Consider the following 17,728-nt stretch of genomic DNA (forward strand, 5'->3'; position numbering starts at 1 on the left):
AAAGACGACACGGATTTTGCTTTACAGACAGATTCAATAACATCCAAGGAGACAATATGCCCAAGCGCACTGACATCCACAAGGTTATGATTATCGGCTCCGGGCCCATTATCATCGGTCAGGCCTGCGAGTTTGACTATTCCGGCACCCAGGCGTGCAAGGCCCTGCGGTCGCTGGGATATGAAATCGTGCTGGTCAATTCCAACCCGGCCACTATTATGACCGATCCGGAAATGGCAGATGTTACCTACATCGAGCCGTTAAACCCCGAAAACCTGACACGCATCATCGACAAGGAGCGCCCGGATGCGCTTCTGCCCAACCTGGGCGGCCAGTCCGCGCTCAACCTCTCCTCGGAGCTGGCCAAGCTGGGCGTGCTTGAGCGCTTCGGCGTCAAGGTTATCGGGGTCAACATCGAGGCCATCCAGCGGGGCGAGGACCGCACGGCCTTTAAGGAAACCATGGACAAACTCGGCATTGAAATGCCCGAAAGCCGGGCGGTGACCAGTGTGGAAGACGCCGAGGCAGTGGCCGCCGAACTCGGTTATCCCGTTGTGATCCGGCCGGCCTACACCATGGGCGGCACCGGCGGCGGAATGGTCTACAATGTGGAGGAATTGCAAACCATTGCTGCCCGGGGGCTGGCCGCCAGCTACATCAACCAGATCCTGGTGGAGGAATCGGTCCTGGGCTGGGAGGAACTGGAACTGGAAGTCGTACGGGATACCAACAACAACCTGGTCACGGTCTGCTTTATTGAAAACGTGGATCCCATGGGCGTGCACACGGGCGATTCCTTCTGCACCGCGCCAATGCTCACCATATCCCGGCAGCTGCAGCAGAAACTCCAGGACTACAGCTACGCCATTGTTGAGGCCATCGAGGTCATCGGCGGCACCAATATTCAGTTTGCCCACAACCGGGAAACCGGCCGGGTGGTGGTTATCGAGATCAACCCCCGGACCTCTCGTTCCTCGGCCTTGGCCTCAAAGGCCACCGGCTTTCCCATCGCCTTTATATCCGCGCTTCTGGCCGGCGGCATCACCCTGGAGGAAATGCCCTACTGGCGCGACGGCACCCTTGAGAAATACACACCCTCGGGCGATTACGTGGTGGTGAAATTCGCCAGATGGGGCTTTGAAAAATTTCCCGGCGTGGACGACAAGCTGGGCACCCAGATGCGGGCTGTGGGCGAAGTCATGAGCATTGGCAAAAACTACAAGGAAGCTTTGCAAAAAGCCATCCGGTCTTTGGAAATCAACCGTTACGGGCTTGGATTTGCAAAAAATTTCAATGAAAAACCCCTAAAAGAACTGCTCGACGACATTGCCACACCCACCAGCGAACGCCAGTTTCTCATGTACGAGGCCCTTCGCAAGGGCGCAGGCGTGGATCAGCTCCATGAGCTGACCCGGATCAAACCCTGGTTTATCCAGCAGATGAAGGAACTGGTGGAGCTTGAAGAAAAAATCCTGGCCGCCCCGGGCCAGGTTCCTCCGGACGACCTGCTGATAGCCGCCAAAAAAGACGGGTTTGCCGACCGGTATCTGGCCCGGATTCTGGGCATTGAAGAAATTGCGATCCGGGATAAACGAAAGACCCTGGGCATTGAAGAGGCCTGGGATGCCGTGCCCGTATCCGGGGTGGCGGATGCCGCCTATTATTATTCCACCTACAACGCCGAAAACAAAGTATCCGTCAGCAGCCGCAAAAAAATCATGGTGCTCGGCGGCGGGCCGAACCGCATCGGCCAGGGAATCGAATTTGACTACTGCTGCGTGCATGCCGCCTTTGCCATCCGGGAGGCGGGTTATGAGTCCATCATGGTCAACTGCAACCCCGAAACCGTGTCCACGGACTATGACACCTCGGAAAAGCTGTATTTCGAACCCCTGACAGTGGAGGACGTGCTTTCCATCTATGAAAAAGAGCAGCCCGAGGGCGTAATCGTCCAGTTCGGCGGCCAGACCCCGCTCAATATCGCCTCTGAGCTCGAAGCCGCGGGCGTTAGAATTCTGGGCACCTCCCCGGAAACCATTGATCTGGCCGAGGACCGGGACCGGTTCCACCAGATTGTGGCCAAACTCGGCATTCCCCAGCCGGAATCGGGTATGGCCCGCTCTTTTGACGAAGCCCTCAAAATTGCCAGAAACATCGGCTACCCGCTGATGGTGCGGCCCTCCTACGTTCTGGGCGGAAGGGCCATGGAAATTGTCATGGACGAGTCCATGCTCCAGCGCTACCTGGCAGCGGCCGTGGAGGTTTCCGAGAAGCGGCCTGTTCTCATTGACAAATTCCTGGAATCGGCCATCGAGGCCGAGGCAGACGCCATTGCCGACGGCACGGACGCGTTTGTGCCCGCGGTCATGGAACACATCGAGCTGGCCGGCATCCATTCCGGTGATTCGGCCTGCGTGATTCCGCCCGTGAGCATCCCGCCCAAACACGTTGAGACCATCATTGATTACACCCGCAAAATCGCTATGGAATTCGGGGTCAAGGGGCTGATGAACATCCAGTACGCCATTGCCGATGACATGGTCTATATCCTGGAAGCCAACCCGCGCGCGTCAAGGACCGTGCCCATTGTCTCCAAGGTCTGCGGATTTGCCATGGCCCGGATTGCCACAAAAATCATGCTCGGCGCCACCCTGGCGGACATGAACCTCCAGCGGCCGGTGATCACCCATTACGGGGTCAAGGAAGCCGTATTCCCCTTTAACATGTTTCCGGAAGTCGATCCGCTTCTGGGCCCGGAAATGCGCTCTACCGGAGAAGTCCTCGGCCTGGGCGATTCCTTTGGGATGTCATTTTTCAAGGCCCAGGAGGCCACACAATCTCCGCTGCCCGTGGAGGGAAGCGTTTTGATCACGGTGGCTGACAGCGACAAGTCCAGTGTGCTGGAGCCGGCCCGGCTTTTTTCCGATCTGGGGTTTCAAATCTATGCCACCAGGGGCACCCGGGATTTTCTGGAAAAGCGCGGCCTTGCCGCAGAAACGCTGAGAAAACTGGGTCACGGCCGGCCCGATATCGTGGATGCCATCAAAAATCGCCAGGTCCAGCTCATCATCAACACTCCGGTGGGAAAGGCCAGCCAGGAGGACGATTCTTATATCCGGAAAACCGCCATCCGCTTCAAGGTACCCTACATCACCACCACGGCCGCGGCAACAGCTGCAGCCAAGGGTATTGCCGCCCGCAGGGCCGGAGAACCGGAGGCAAAATCATTGCAGCGTTATCACCGGGAGATCAAGTAGAACAAAGAAATATACGCATCAGGAGGATGGCGGCGAATCTGCCGCCTCCTCCCACTCCGAGATGTATTTTTTCACCGTGCGCCGGTCCAGGGCGGTTCTGCGGGCCACCTCCTCAAAATTCTGATACCGCTGGTAAAGCAGGTAGCAGTAGCCGGAAACCAGGGATCCGGCCTCGATGCTGCCCTGCTCGATGCCGGCGATCAAACGGCTGTCCAGCCCCCCGCCGGCCGGGGAAAACGCGGTGTGCCCGGAATAGGAACCCTTTAACAGTACCCGGCGAACACACTGCTCCACCTCCCGGACATTACCCGGCCAGGAGTAATCCGGGCCGAGCTCATCATCAATGGCCGCGCGCACCATATCGGCCAGCTCGGCTGAGGGTTTTCCCACCAGGCGCTCCACTGTGAGATTCAGCAGAATATCGAGCTCCCTGGGATCTTCCTGGATTCTCTGACGCAGGGGCGGGACAGTGATCATGTCCGAGCAGAGCCGGTAATAAAAATCATCCCGAAATACCTTTTTGCCCCGGATTTCCTCTATGGAACGGTTTGTGGCCGCAATGACCCGGCCCTCGAACCGGCCGTGCTTCTGGGAACCCACGGGCGTGAAAATCCGCTCCTGGAGGACCTGCAAAAGCTTGATCTGCACGGGCTTTGGCACCTCGCCGATTTCATCGAGCAAAATGGCCCCGTGGGGGCTGCAGGAGGCAAACACACCGTCATAATCGTCAATGGCACCCGTAAAAGCGCCTTTTTTATGCCCGAACAGGGCTGATTCAATAAGGGTTTCAGGAAACTGGGACAGGTTCAATGACACAAAGGAACGGGTAAAGCTTTCCACAAAGCTTCGCCACCGCTTGTTTAGGGGGATAAACCCGGAGCGGCCGATGGCAGCGGCGGCAGTCCCCTTACCCGTTCCGGTCTCTCCGAGCAGCAGGGTGGAGAAATCCTCCATCCGGTCACGCAGGTAGCGGTCATAGAGCTCGATGTTGTGGGTGAAGATATTTTTCCAGAGGTTGGCCCGCAGCTGGCGCATGCTCGGGCTGATGCCGGTCAGGCCGCGGTCGATGAAATAAAACGCCCGCCTGAGCTGGTAGGCCAGGGAAAAATAATGCCGGAAGGCCTCCTCCCCGAAGCCGCGGGAGGCCATGGCCTGATGCACGTCATGGTAAAACGGAATTTTCACCGGGGTATCGCCGGCGGCAAACTGGCTTTTGATCAGTTCGTCATAATGATCCTTGAACCGGTAGAACAGCTCAAACAAAAACACTTTCTGCATCAGATCCCGGTCCTCGCCCTTGTAAGCATCCAGGCTGGCCGCAGACGCCTCCTGCAAACCGGCAATGCGGGTGTTTAACTCGTGGGCGATTTTCTCTGTGCGCTCTGACCGGGAGGCCTGCGGGGAAAGACCGCTTAACGCCAGTTCCAGGTCCTTGTGTTCATCGGAAAATGGATTGACCAAACCGGCTTTGGCAATTTTTTGAAAAAACTCTCTGTCAGCTGTACTGAGCATAAAACATCCGTTTCATGGTTATATCCGGCCGCCGCTCCACCGAAGCTTGGCCTTCAGGATATCAAAATAATTGTGACCCGGAAGCTTGATCAACTTTAGGGGAGATGGGCTTTTTTCAATGAGAAGGGTATCGGTGGGCGCAATTTCCAGACCCTGCTGGCCGTCAAATGTGGCCACGATATCTGCGGCCTTTTCCCCGAGACGGATCTGGATCCTTGAGGTGGCCGGCACGATCAAAACCCTGTTGGTCAGGGTAAAGGGGCAGATCGGGGTCACCAGAATGCCCTCCACAGCCGGATGCACCACCGGCCCGCCCGCTGCCAGGCAATAGGCGGTTGAACCCGTGGGGGTGGAGACAATGAGCCCGTCGCTGCGATAGGTTGTCAGATAATGATCATCAATGCAGGTTTCAATATTGGCCAGTCTTGCCAGGGCTCCCTTATTGATCACCACGTCATTTAAAACCGTTTCCTCCACACATAACCTGCCCTGACTGAAAATGCGCACCTTGAGCCGGGCCCGGGATTCAACCTCAAAATCCCGGTCAAGCACAGTCTGAGCCGCAGTAAAAAGGGAGTCCTCTGCGATTTCGGCAAGAAACCCGATATCGCCGAACTTCACGCCGATCATGGGAATACTGGCTTCACCGATCCAGCGCGATGCGCTCAAAAAGGTGCCGTCGCCGCCCAGCACGAATACGCATAACATGGTCTCGGGGTTCACCCCTGTGTCCCGGTCTGTCTGAAGACCCAGCTGCGGCTGAAAGGCATTCTGGCGTATAACCGCCACATTTTTTTTCTGCAGCCATTTTTCAAAAGCATCAGCTGTTTTCTGGGCTGCTGAATCCTGCTTGACGAATAATCCGATCTGTTTCACAGTATCCCCGATGTCGTGTGATGTCCAAAAAGGGTTTTGCGTACCTTTCCCATACTAGTTTCACGCCGGCCGGGCAAGGAATTTTCCCCGGCCAAAGACCCCGCGGGACAAAGGCAGCGGCTGATTTTTTCCTTGAAGGCCCCGGCTGTAGCCATTACACTCTGAAACAACGACCGCTTTTGCGCGCCCTTTTGTGTGCCCATGTTGCAAAAATGGACAAACAACCAAAACCCCCATTTCATGTCAAAAAGGAGCCAGCCGTGCACCCGCCAGATGCCATTCTCGAACGCACCCGGCAGTTTATGACAAGCCGGATTATTTTGACCGCAGCCCAGCTCGACATTTTCACCCTTTTGGAAAAGCAGCCGGATTCCGCAAACAGTCTGTTTCTGCAGCTGGGTGTGGACCCCCGGGCCCTGACCCGGCTTCTTGACGCCCTGGTGGCCGCAGAGATTCTGGACAAAAAAAAGGGAATTTATCACAACACCGGACAGTCCACGCTGCTCAGCGCCAATCATCCGGAAACCGTCCGGCCCATGGTCCTGCACATGGCCGAGATCTGGGATACCTGGTCCCATCTCACCGAAGTGGTTAAAAAAGGCGAAAAGCCCGACCTGGTGCCCATGACCGAAAAAGACAGCCAGACCCTGGAAGATTTTATCGGGGCCATGCACGTGGCGGGACGGCAAATGGCCGCAGACATTGCCGCAGACCTGGATCTCAGTGGTTATAAAAAACTGCTGGATATCGGCGGGGCGTCGGGCACCTACACCATTGCATTTTTAAACAAGGCCCCCGGGCTTTCGGCCATCGTGTTTGACCTGCCCAGGGTGCTTCCCATGGCAGAGTCCAGAATTGCGGAAAATCAAATGGCCGACCGGGTGGAACTGCGTGCGGGCGATTATAACACCGATGAGATGCCGGCCGACTGCGACCTGGCCCTGCTGTCGGCCATTATCCACCAAAACAGTCCCGAGCAGAACCGCTCGCTCTACACCCGCATCTGCCAAGCCCTGGAGCCCGGCGGGACAATCCTGATACGGGATCACATCATGGACGAAGACAGAACCAAGCCCCCGGGCGGGGCCATCTTTGCCATCAACATGCTGGTCAACACCCGGGGAGGTGACACCTATACCTTCTCAGAGGTCAAAAGCGACCTGGAGCAGGCCGGATTTACAGATGTTGCCATGGCGCGCGAGGGCAAATCCATGGATTGCGTGGTCATGGCTGTCAAACCGTCGTAACCGCCCTGAAAATACAGAAACCGCCGCAGGCCGTCTATATCCTTGCGGCGGTTTTCCCTGCAAATCCGAAAATCGGCCATTGCATAGTTCGTGCCCGAACGAAAACCAGGATTTTTCGTTAAGGTCCAGGACGGCGAAAATTTTAACCGCAGGAATACTCGACGTATTTTGAGGATTAAAATTTGAGCCGGACGCAGAGATTGGCGGAAAAGACGGTTTTCGTTCAGGCACTAGTTCAGATCCTCCCACCGGCTTTCCAGGCGTTCCATAACCTGGGGCATGGTGGTGTATTCCATTTCCTCCATGGGCAGGCGGTGGGGTTCAAATGGACCGTGCCGCCGCATGTGGTCAGCCAGCCGGTTGCATTCCTGCCGGGCCACGTCAAAGCTCGGATCATCAAACATGTCCCTGGGCCCGATGAGCTTTCCATCGGCAATCTGGAAACCCAGGGCCGTTACCCGGGGCGGGCCGTCAAACCGGGAGGGGTTGGCGTCCTTTACGGCAACGGGCATCAGCGGGCCTGTGTGAGAGCCGCGCATCCAGCCCTCCACGAGCTGGGCACGGGTAAAGGGCTCGAGCAGTTCGCCTACAGCCGGAAAATCGCCCTGGCAGCGAGTGATATAGACAGGATCATCCTTTCCCACGTATTTGCCCGCAGTCAGCGCGAGGCGCTCGGTTGATGTGGCCGCGGCGATCTCCCCGTCTTTGGTGTAAACCGATTTAACCATGTACTGGCTCGGAGCGCCGATAAAAACCAGCAGATCATAGATTTCCTCCGGGGCGTTAAAAAAGATCCGCTTATGGCCCTTTACATCATGGACCTGGAATTTGAAACCCTCATGGAGACTCGGGGAGATCACCAGGCCCGCGGTGTTAAACGGATCTGCAAACGCCTTGTAAAGCGGCAGGTTCCATGCGCCTGCAGAGGTTTTGTCGGCCATGAACACGATGACCGGTTCGGATTTTCGCTCCTCGAACTCCATTTCGGCCAGGCCCGGGCCCATGCCGCGGATTGTGTTGGAAAACGCATCCGTCAAAAGGTCCTGGCCGGCCCCGTAGAGTTTCAGGTTTTTGGCCGTCTCGGCACATGCCCAGAAAGTATCCCAGGCCATTTGATGAATTTCGGTGTTGTCGGTCCCCTTGCGATGGGTCATGATCAGTTCAAGATCATCGCCGCACGCGGTCACGTAATAATCCAGGAGTTGTTCCTGATTTTTGGCTGTCTCCAGCCGGTTTTCGGCCTCCTTGCACAAATCCGGATGAATGGCGGAATGTCCGACCAGGCCGCCCACATCTGCCTTGATCACGCTTAAAGTGACTTTCTTATCCATTGTTCTATCCTCCTTTGTTTGGATTTGGAAAGATTGCACCCGCGGGACATGTTCTTCATGCGGAAACGAACTAATAACTTGATATAAATAAGAATTCAAATATTTTAAATTAAAAATAATCATGTTTGCAATCAGGTCAACCCGAACAACTGCCAGCCCGGGCTGACAGTCTTGAATCCGGGTCCTGAAACCCGGTTCAAAGGTCCGAACTTGACTTTAGTCATGGATTCATTTATGGATATGGATCAACTTTGAGGGCTTTCCGGGGGGTTCATTCCCGATATAAATCAGGCAACGCACAAGGAGAAGACAACATCATGGCACAATTGATCGCGGATCGCAGAGACGTGGACTTTGTCCTGCACGAGCAGATGCAGGTGACCGAACTGGCCAAAAACGAAAAATTTGCCGAATTCAACAAAAAAACCGTGGATATGGTGGTCACGGAGGCCAGGAACCTGGCTGTCAAGGCCATTTTGCCCACCCAGAAAGAAAGCGACGAGGTGGGCTGCAGCCTTGAAAAAGACGGCACGGTCAAGGTCCCGGAAGCCTTTCACCAGGTAAACGCCTTATACAACGAAGGCGAATGGCTGGGCATGATCGATGAGCCCGACTACGGCGGCCAGGGAATGCCCAAAACTTTGTCCCTGGCGGCAGAGGAATATTTTATCGGCGCCAACCCCGCTTTCATGCTCTATCACGGCCTGTCCCACGGCGCGGCCAACCTGATCAAAACATTCGGCACCGAAGCCCAGAAAAAGGCCTACCTGCCCAAAATCTACTCCGGCAAATGGTCCGGCACCATGCTTTTGACCGAAGCCGAAGCCGGCTCTGACGTGGGCGCCCTGCAGACCACGGCCACACCCAACGGTGACGGCACATACAGCATTTCCGGCACCAAAATTTTCATCTCCGGCGGCGAGCAAAACATGGTGGAAAACATCGCCCACCCGGTTCTGGCCCGCATTGAGGGCGCACCCGCCGGCACCCGGGGCATCTCCCTGTTTCTGGTGCCCAAGTACCGGGTCAACGACGACGGCAGCTTGGGCGAGTTCAACGACGTGGTGTGCACCGGCATTGAGGAAAAAATGGGCCTGCACGGAAATGCCACCTGCACCCTGACACTGGGCGGCAAGGGCAACTGCACAGGCACCCTGCTGGGTGAGGAAAACAAGGGCATGCGGGCGATGTTTCTGATGATGAACGAAGCGCGCCAGCTCGTGGGCCTGCAGGGCTTTGCCACGGCCACGGCCTCTTACCTCTATGCGGTAAATTATGCCAGACAGCGCATCCAGGGAAAGCACATGACCGCAGGCAAGGCGGCTGATGCCCCGTCTGTGCCCATTATCCAGCACCCGGACGTGCGCCGGCAGCTGCTGACCATGAAGGCCTATGTTGAGGGCATGCGCAGCCTGATCTATTACGGCGGCCTCACCCATGACCTGGAGGGACTGGCCCAAAGCGACGCGGAAAAGGAAAAATACGCTGACCGGACCGCTATTTTAACGCCGATTATCAAGGGATACATCACAGACCGGGCCCTTGAGGTCACCAGCCACGGCATCCAGGTCTACGGCGGATACGGCTACATCCAGGAATACCCCATGGAACAGCTCATGCGCGACTGCCGGATATTCCAGATCTACGAGGGCACCAACGGCATCCAGGCCATGGACCTGCTGGGCCGGAAGCTGGGCATGAAAAAGGGCCAGCCTTTCATGGATTACCTGGGGGAAATGGAAAAAACCATTGCCGAAGCCGGGAAGATCAGCGTGCTGGGCCATGTGACACAGCGGGTGGAAACCGCGGTCAACCGATTAAGTGAAGTGGCGGTTTCCCTGGCAAAGGCGTCGGTGTCGGATAATATCTTAAACGCCTATGCCTATGCCCATCCTTTCCTGGATGTCACCGGCGATGTGACCTTTGCCTGGATGCATCTGTGGCGGGCCGTGCTGGCCGCCCGCAAGCTCGAAAAGCTCGCCGGCGCAGCAGACATGGAAAAGTTCATGGAAAAGGCCGCCAAAAACAAGGATGCCGCCTTTTACGTGGGCAGCCTGAAAACCGCGGAATTTTTCGCCACCAATATTCTGCCGGCCACCATGGGCAAACTCGACGCCATTGCCGATGTCAACGGCGCGGCCGTGGAAATGCCCGACGCCTCTTTTGGCGGATAGGCTTTACCCAAACTGCGCGTTTCAAATTTTTAAAAAAAGCCGGCAGACCCCAAACGGGTCTGCCGGCTTTTTTTGACGGCAGGCCCGGTTTTTTGGGCTTGACAAGGGATTTTGGTTTATATATACAAGATGTGCTACGATTTTAAATGCTTCTATACATGATAGGCGGTCTGAACCCCATGCAAATGTCAACCCCAACCTGTCGGCAGGCCTTTATATGACAATTCAGCAACCGCCCGTGAAACTCAAAGGAGTGGGCGACAGCCTGTGGATTACCATGGATGCGTCCCTGCCGGCCGAAACCCTGAAGCAGGAACTGTGCAAACCCTTTGAACGGCTCCGGCACCTGGCCGTCAATGCCCGGGTGGTATTGGACCCGGGCGAAAGCCAGGCAGATGACGCCCTTATTGAAGACCTGGGAGCCTTTCTGCAGCAGCGCTTCCAGGTGGGCCGGGTTTCCGGGCCCCCCAAGGCCAAAATAACACCGGCCGCTGACGGACAAAAAGCTGCGGATTCAGGGCGCAACGCGCAAAATGCCTGGCTGCATCACTCGGATGACACCCTGGTGATCGCCGGCCGGGTCCGCTCCGGACAGAAAGTGGAGGCCCGAAAACACCTGGTCATTCTCGGGGATCTCAACCCGGGCGCAGAAGCTATTGCCGGCGGCGATATCATTATTCTCGGCAGCCTGCTGGGAACCGCGGCTGCGGGCCAGCCCGCCAATGAAAACGCCATTGTGCTGGGCCTGGACCTGCGGCCCACCCAGATTCAGATCGCCGGCTACGTGGCCGCCGGCACATCCTCATCTTCCGGGAAAAAACCGGAATTTGCATCCCTGAAAGACAACCAGATCGTGATGGCCGACTATTTAAAGGACAATATCTTCAAACGTCTGGCATGGCCGGAAATCCGATAAAACGGGTTTTGACAGCAGCAACCCGGAACAAACCCCTTGCAATGAGGTGAAACGTGGACGGAAAAGTCATTGTGGTCACGTCCGGAAAAGGCGGCGTTGGCAAAACAACCGTGACCGCTTCCATCGGTGCGGCCCTGGCCATTCAGGGCAAGCGCGTGGCCGTGGTCGATATGGACATTGGCCTGCGCAACCTGGATGTGGTCATGGGCCTGGAAAACCGAATCGTATTCAACGTGGTGGACGTGGTCCAGAAAAAGTGCAAGCTCAAACAAGCGGCCATTAAGGACCGCAGAATCGATAACCTGTTTTTGGTCCCAGCGTCCCAGAGCGATGACAAAAGCATCATCAAGCCGGAAAACATGGTCTGGCTGTGCAACAAGCTGCGCAGGGAATACGACTTTGCCCTGCTGGATTGTCCGGCCGGCATTGAACAGGGCTTTAAAAACGCCATCGAGGCCGCAGACGAGGCCCTGGTGGTCTGCACCCCGGAGGTATCGTCGGTGCGCGACGCAGACCGGGTCATCGGGCTGCTCTATGCCCATTCCATCACGCCCAAGCTCATTGTCAACCGGATCGTGCCCAAGCTCGTGGAAAAGGGCGACATGCTCAGTCACGTGGACGTTGTGGACGTGCTATCCATTGATCTGGCCGGGCTGGTGGAAATGGATGATGCGGTTGTGGTATCCTCGAATACGGGCAATCCCATTGTGCAGCAGAAGGATTCCAAGGCGGGAAAAGCCTTTAACCGCATTGCCATGAGGCTTGACGGTCATCCGGACCTTCCTGTGGAAGATCCCATGGCCCATGACTCCTTCTGGAGAAAAATCGGTAAAAAACTCGGCCGGAAAAAACAGGAATAATACTCATGTCCTTTAACGCCCTGATCAGAAAGCTGTTAAACAAGCCGGACAACAGCAGAAGCGTGGCCAAAAAGCGCCTCCAGTTTGCCCTGGTCTACGATAAGCTCGAAGTCAAGGACGACATGCTCGAAGACCTGCAGCAGGACTTGGTGGAAGTCATATCGCGCTATTTTGAAATCGACCGGGAGTCGCTGAGCCTCGATATCCAGCGCTGCGAGGGATCGTCTGCGCTGATCTTAAACACCCCCATTGTAGCGGCCAAGCACCAGAAAAAAAACCGGGAAGCCCGTGCCGGCGCATGACTGCCGGCTGCAGGGATTGCCGCAAAGGGGAATCAAAGCCCTTTTGCCCGGGCGCAGAGGACCTCGTAGAGTTCATCGCCGATGGCAATTCCCAGATCGATAAACTGCGGGCCATACTGCCGCCCCGTGTTCGTGCGGAAGGTATTGCGGATTTTTTTCAGAAACGACATGCCCTGGGGATAATGGGTCAAAAACCGGTCCACGGGCACATCCCGGTAGGCCAGCATTTTCCATACCGTCCGGGTAAAATTCTCCGGTCCCCACCGGAACTTGTCTGCATCGTATAAACAATCTGACAACAGCTGGGCCCCGGGGCTGCCGCCCTTTTGATTTTCCCCGAATGCCTCGTGGTTGGCAATGGCCAGGCAGATGGCATCAATATCAGGACCGGAAAACGGGTAATCGGCCAGCACCCGTCTGGCGCAGGCGGCTCCTGCGGCCGCGTGTTTTTTTTCCTTGCGGCAGATATCATGCAAAAGCCCGGCGGCCTGGGCCAGGCGCAGGCGGTGATTACGGCGCTCTGCGTGCCTGCAGATCTGCGGCGCCTCAATAAGCACCAGGGCCCCGGCATCCAGGGCCACCTCCCGCACATGGATCAGCCCATGGCCAAAATCGTTTTCTATGTTTTCGGCAACAAAGGACCACAAATCCGCCACCACTGGGTCCTGCCCGAAAAAACCCCTGGAACAGCGCACCTGCCCGGAAAAGTCCGAATAAAAATCCGGGGCCGGATAACGGGCGGCAATGCCCACGGCCTGCTGCTGGAGCTGGCGGTAAATTGGCTTCATTTTCAAACAGATAAAATCCGGGCGGCGTTTTCGCCCAGTATTTGATCACGGAGCCGGGCGCTGATGCCGGCTGCCTCCATTTCCCGGAAATAACGATCCGGCGGGATCAGAGGATAATCGGTACCAAACAGGATCCTGTCTGCGCCCGCCAGTTCTGCGGCCTGCCCGTAAATCCGGGTGTCATAGAGAAACGGCGATGCCGCGGTGTCAAAATAAACATTGGCCAGCACGTCACTGACTTCTTTTTTCAGCAGGTTATAGAAAAATATCCCTCCGCCCCAGTGCCCCAGGATGATGATGTTCTCCGGGTAGGCCTTGACCAGGGCATAAATCTGGACCAGGGTGTTGTCACTTTTTCCGGGATACTGGTGGCCCACGGGCTCATTGGTATGAATCAACACGGGCAGATTTTTTTGCCGGCACTGTTCCATGATCGGGGCCAGGCGCGCGATTGCATCATCTGTGATGCCCCCGGCCTGATAAAAGGCCAGTTCCCCGACCCCGGACAGACCGGCTGCAAGGCAGCGCTCCACTTCCTTTTCCGCCCCTTCGGCATAAGGATTGACACAGCAGAAACCCCTGAGCCGGTCCGGCCATTGCCGGGCTGACTCGATGATATAGTCATTGTGGTGCCGGCAGGTCTTGGGATTAAACCATGGGAATCCGAAAACCACGGAAATATCCACCCCGTGCTCATCCATGGAGCGAAGCATGTCTTCGGCACCGATCATGCGGGCCTTGGGGCTATGGTAAAGCAGGGCAAAAGCCGGCTCATCGAGAAAATAATTGTCCCGGTTGTTGCGGATCACCCCGGGAAACAGGTGGGTATGCACATCAATGATCATTTCGGTCCCCTTGCAGCAGTGAATCTTAGCGGCCGGTCTTGACTGTGGATTCCATGATACAATATACTCAACAAACCGGCAATGATAATATAGCCGGCCAAAAAGCACGGCGGCGTCTATCCCGCCCTGCTCATGGCCGACACCCTGAAACTCTTCGGCCAGGGCACCAAGGTATGCGTTGAAATCGCAGTGATGGCCACCCACCAGACGGGCTTTTTTGACCTCAAAATCCGGGAAATCATCTGCAAACCCCGGGATTTTTAGCCCGGTCAACGATTTTCGTATCTGCGCTGGATCTTGGAATCGGTTTTTTCCGGATGCTTATCCAGGCGGCGGTAGCGGTTGGCCGCAGCCTCTGCCAATCGGCCCAGCACGTGGGCCAGGTCCGAGTCCTGCCACATCTGCACAAACTGAGGCATGCCCATTAGCCGGTCGCTGAGCTGATACGGCGGGTTCATATCCGGCATAAGGCGAATATCACCCTGCTCCACAGCCACGTTTTCCGCAAAAATATCCGAAAACAGGGATCCGACTGTGTAAATAAAAAATTTCTTCACGTCTTCTGTGGACTCGGCGTTGTTGATTTTTTTACGGAAATCAGGAAGGACTTTGCGTTCATGCTTGGTAAAGGATGCTTGCCTGCTCATGGCCTCTCCCTTGTCTGGGATTTGAGCCGGTCCGGACCAAAAGCCCGTGTTCCGATATATTCCGGCCCGTTTCTGCCCTTTATCTTACAATAATAACTCCTTTTGCCCGGGTCAATTAAAAACCCCGCCGGCTGACACAATGGCCGCCATTGACATCACCCCATCTGTGTTTATTTTATTTTTGAATAATTCCGGATAGAAACAAAATATTTAAAAAAATCGTACATGATCTGCGCCATGCGCATATCAGAAATAAAGTGACAAAAGGAGGCCTTTATCATGAGGTTTGACAAATTCACCATAAAATCCCAGGAGCTCATCCAGCAGGCCCAGTCCCTGGCCGCGGAGAACCGCCACCAACAGATCGAACCGGTGCACCTGCTGGCCGGGATGATCGAGGATTCCCAGGGAATTGTGGTATCCGTGCTCAGAAAAATAGGCGCCAGCCCCTCTGAAGTAAACAAGGACGTGCAGGAGGCAATGAAAAAACTGCCGGCAGTGGAGGGCACAGCAGAGGTCTATATTTCCGGGGAAACCAAGAAAATCCTGGAATCGGCCTTTTCCAAGGCATCCAACATGAAAGACCAGTATGTGAGCGTGGAACACATTTTCCTGGCCCTTGCTGAAAGCAAGAAAGGCGATGCGGCAAGGATTTTTGAGCGCCACGGGTTAAAGCGCGACGATATCTTAAACGTGCTCATGGAAATCCGGGGCAACCAGACCATCAATGATCAAAACCCCGAGGACAAGTATCAGGCCCTGGAAAAATACAGCCGGGATCTCACCGAGCAGGCACGGCTGGGAAAACTTGACCCGGTCATCGGCCGCGACGAGGAAATCCGGCGTATTGCCCAGGTCCTTTCCCGGCGCACCAAAAACAACCCGGTGTTAATCGGTGAGCCCGGCGTGGGCAAAACCGCCATTGTGGAGGGCCTGGCCCAGCGCATCGTGGAAGGCGACGTGTCCGAGACATTAAAGGACCGGCGCCTGATCGCCCTGGACATGGGATCGCTGATTGCCGGGGCCAAGTACCGCGGCGAGTTCGAGGACCGGCTTAAAGCCCTTTTAAAGGAAGTGGAAAAATCCGAGGGCCAGATCATCCTGTTTATCGACGAGCTCCACACCCTTGTGGGCGCGGGCGCGGCCGAAGGCGCCATGGACGCCTCCAACATGTTAAAGCCCGCCCTGGCCCGGGGGTCGCTGCGGTGCGTGGGCGCCACCACCATCAGCGAGTACCGCAAGCACATTGAAAAGGATGCAGCCCTGGAGCGGCGGTTTCAGCCGGTATTTACCGCAGAGCCCGGAGTGGAGGACACCGTTTCCATTCTGCGGGGCCTGAAGCAGAAATACGAGGTACACCACGGGGTCAAGATCAAGGACTCGGCCATCGTGGCCGCGGCCACCCTGTCGGACCGCTACATCACCGACCGGTTCCTGCCGGACAAGGCCATTGACCTAATCGATGAAAGCGCCTCGCGCCTTCGCATTGAAATCGACTCCAAGCCCACGGAAATCGATGAGATCCAGCGGCGCATCACCCAGCTGGAAATCGAGCGCGAAGCCCTGAAAAAAGAGTCTGACAACGCCAGCCGGGACCGGCTGGGAAAGATTGAAAAGACCCTGGAAGGGCTCAAGGAAGAATACAACCGGATGAACGCGCACTGGCAGAATGAAAAGCAGGCGATCCAGCGCCTGCGGGACTTAAAAACCGAACTGGACCGCATCGGCACCGAAGAGCAGCAGGCCCAGCGCCAGGGGGACCTGGAAAAAGTGGCCCAGCTCCGCTACGGCAGAAGAAACGAGATCCAGAAGGAAATCGAGGAGGCCAACGCAAAGCTGGTGGAACTGCAGAAGACCCGGCGCATGCTGCGCGAAGAAGTCGATTCAGAAGACATTGCCTATATTGTCTCCAAATGGACCGGCATTCCCGTATCCAAAATGCTGGAAACCGAGCGCGAAAAACTCATTGCCATGGAAAAGCGCATTGCCAGCCGGGTGGTGGGCCAGGACCAGGCGGTCACGGCCGTATCCAACGCCGTGCGCCGTTCCCGCTCGGGTCTTCAGGACCCCAACCGGCCCATTGGCTCGTTTATCTTCATGGGCCCCACGGGCGTTGGCAAAACCGAGCTGGCCAAGGCCCTGGCCGAGTTTCTCTATGATGAGGAGCAGGCAGTGGTGCGCATAGACATGTCCGAGTACATGGAAAAACACGCCGTGGCGCGCATGATCGGGGCACCCCCGGGATACGTGGGCTACGAGGAAGGCGGATACCTCACCGAGGCGGTCCGGCGCCGGCCCTATTCGGTGATTCTGTTTGATGAAATCGAAAAAGCCCATGCAGACGTGTTCAACGTGCTGCTCCAGATCCTGGACGACGGCCGGCTCACCGACGGTCAGGGAAAGACCGTGGATTTCAGAAACACCATTATCATCATGACCTCCAACGTGGGCAGCCAGCAGATCCAGGAATTTTCCGGAGACAACCGGGAGCAGATGGAAGAGCGCGTGCTCCAGTCCCTGCGGGCAACGTTTAAGCCGGAATTTTTAAACCGGATCGACGAGGTGATCACCTTCCACAGCCTCAGCGCCGAGCAGCTGCGGGAAATCGTGGACATCCAGCTCACCTACCTGCAGAAACGGCTGGCAGACAGGCGCATGGAAATCGAGCTCACGGACGCGGCCAGGGACCTGCTGGCCCGGCGGGGCTTTGACCCGGTCTACGGGGCCCGGCCCCTGAAGCGCACCATCCAGCACCTGGTGGAAAACCCGCTTTCCTTAAAAATCCTGGAAGGCGGCGTATCCGAGGGTGACCGGATCGTGGCCGATGCAACCGGTGATGAAATCACCTTTCACGTGGAAAAACAGGTACATCCGGACAGCATGGATGATGAACTCCTGGCTGAAACCGGCTGATCGGACCGGATGATCATCAGCATAGGCAAAAGCCGGAGGCACTGCAGCGCCTCCGGCTTT

Annotated in this window: 14 protein-coding genes; 8 read left to right on the forward strand and 6 right to left on the reverse strand. The window is 56.4% G+C overall.

The window, feature by feature from the left end:
• Positions 1-56 precede the first annotated feature (56 nt).
• Positions 57-3,257 carry a carbamoyl-phosphate synthase large subunit gene (gene carB, locus HNR65_RS14305; RefSeq protein WP_181552197.1) on the forward strand — a complete coding sequence of 1,067 codons (3,201 nt, stop codon included), beginning with the start codon at positions 57-59 and terminating at the stop codon, positions 3,255-3,257.
• 18 nt (positions 3,258-3,275) lie between these two features.
• On the opposite strand, the gene HNR65_RS14310 is transcribed toward carB, so the two are convergent.
• Positions 3,276-4,769 carry a sigma-54-dependent transcriptional regulator gene (locus HNR65_RS14310; protein ID WP_181552198.1) on the reverse strand — a complete coding sequence of 498 codons (1,494 nt, stop codon included), beginning with the start codon at positions 4,767-4,769 and terminating at the stop codon, positions 3,276-3,278.
• A gap of 18 nt (positions 4,770-4,787) precedes the next feature.
• Positions 4,788-5,645 carry an NAD(+)/NADH kinase gene (locus tag HNR65_RS14315; RefSeq protein ID WP_181552199.1) on the reverse strand — a complete coding sequence of 286 codons (858 nt, stop codon included), beginning with the start codon at positions 5,643-5,645 and terminating at the stop codon, positions 4,788-4,790.
• 260 nt (positions 5,646-5,905) lie between these two features.
• On the opposite strand from HNR65_RS14315, the gene HNR65_RS14320 reads away from it, so the two are divergent.
• The gene (locus HNR65_RS14320; protein ID WP_181552200.1) at positions 5,906-6,892 is read left to right on the forward strand and encodes a methyltransferase; all 987 of its coding nucleotides are present in this window, start codon (positions 5,906-5,908) and stop codon (positions 6,890-6,892) included.
• Between the two features lie 230 nt (positions 6,893-7,122).
• On the opposite strand, the gene fbp is transcribed toward HNR65_RS14320, so the two are convergent.
• Positions 7,123-8,223: a fructose-1,6-bisphosphate aldolase/phosphatase gene (gene fbp, locus HNR65_RS14325; RefSeq protein WP_181552201.1), complete on the reverse strand. Its 1,101-nt coding sequence runs from the start codon at positions 8,221-8,223 to the stop codon at positions 7,123-7,125.
• Between the two features lie 317 nt (positions 8,224-8,540).
• On the opposite strand from fbp, the gene HNR65_RS14330 reads away from it, so the two are divergent.
• From HNR65_RS14330 to minE, 4 genes are all read left to right on the forward strand, one after another.
• A complete protein-coding gene (locus HNR65_RS14330) occupies positions 8,541-10,397 on the forward strand; it encodes an acyl-CoA dehydrogenase (RefSeq protein WP_181552202.1) in 1,857 nt (618 codons plus the stop codon).
• A gap of 217 nt (positions 10,398-10,614) precedes the next feature.
• Positions 10,615-11,313, forward strand: a complete 699-nt coding sequence (locus tag HNR65_RS14335) for a septum site-determining protein MinC (RefSeq protein WP_181552203.1) — start codon at positions 10,615-10,617, stop codon at positions 11,311-11,313.
• A 53-nt stretch (positions 11,314-11,366) separates the two neighbouring features.
• On the forward strand, positions 11,367-12,173 hold the full coding sequence (gene minD, locus HNR65_RS14340; protein ID WP_181552204.1) for a septum site-determining protein MinD: 807 nt from the start codon (positions 11,367-11,369) through the stop codon (positions 12,171-12,173).
• Positions 12,174-12,178: 5 nt separating this feature from the next.
• Positions 12,179-12,475 (forward strand): cell division topological specificity factor MinE, encoded by a 297-nt coding sequence (gene minE / locus HNR65_RS14345; RefSeq protein ID WP_181552205.1) that lies wholly within the window; start codon positions 12,179-12,181, stop codon positions 12,473-12,475.
• 32 nt (positions 12,476-12,507) lie between these two features.
• Here the strand turns inward: minE and HNR65_RS14350 are convergent, their stop codons facing one another.
• Both HNR65_RS14350 and HNR65_RS14355 read right to left on the reverse strand, forming a co-directional pair.
• Positions 12,508-13,263: an HD domain-containing protein gene (locus tag HNR65_RS14350; protein ID WP_181552206.1), complete on the reverse strand. Its 756-nt coding sequence runs from the start codon at positions 13,261-13,263 to the stop codon at positions 12,508-12,510.
• Between the two features lie 2 nt (positions 13,264-13,265).
• Complete coding sequence (locus HNR65_RS14355; protein ID WP_181552207.1) at positions 13,266-14,108, reverse strand: amidohydrolase family protein; 843 nt, start codon at positions 14,106-14,108, stop codon at positions 13,266-13,268.
• 132 nt (positions 14,109-14,240) lie between these two features.
• Here HNR65_RS14355 and HNR65_RS18180 point away from each other — a divergent pair, with 132 nt between their 5' ends.
• Entirely contained in the window at positions 14,241-14,372 is a 132-nt protein-coding gene (locus HNR65_RS18180; protein ID WP_269750892.1) for a hypothetical protein, read from the forward strand.
• A gap of 5 nt (positions 14,373-14,377) precedes the next feature.
• Here the strand turns inward: HNR65_RS18180 and HNR65_RS14360 are convergent, their stop codons facing one another.
• Entirely contained in the window at positions 14,378-14,755 is a 378-nt protein-coding gene (locus tag HNR65_RS14360) for a hypothetical protein (protein WP_181552208.1), read from the reverse strand.
• Positions 14,756-15,034: 279 nt separating this feature from the next.
• On the opposite strand from HNR65_RS14360, the gene clpB reads away from it, so the two are divergent.
• Entirely contained in the window at positions 15,035-17,668 is a 2,634-nt protein-coding gene (clpB, locus tag HNR65_RS14365; protein ID WP_181552209.1) for an ATP-dependent chaperone ClpB, read from the forward strand.
• Positions 17,669-17,728 lie beyond the last annotated feature (60 nt).

Source organism: Desulfosalsimonas propionicica, from assembly GCF_013761005.1.
Classification (GTDB): Bacteria; Desulfobacterota; Desulfobacteria; order Desulfobacterales; family Desulfosalsimonadaceae; genus Desulfosalsimonas; species Desulfosalsimonas propionicica.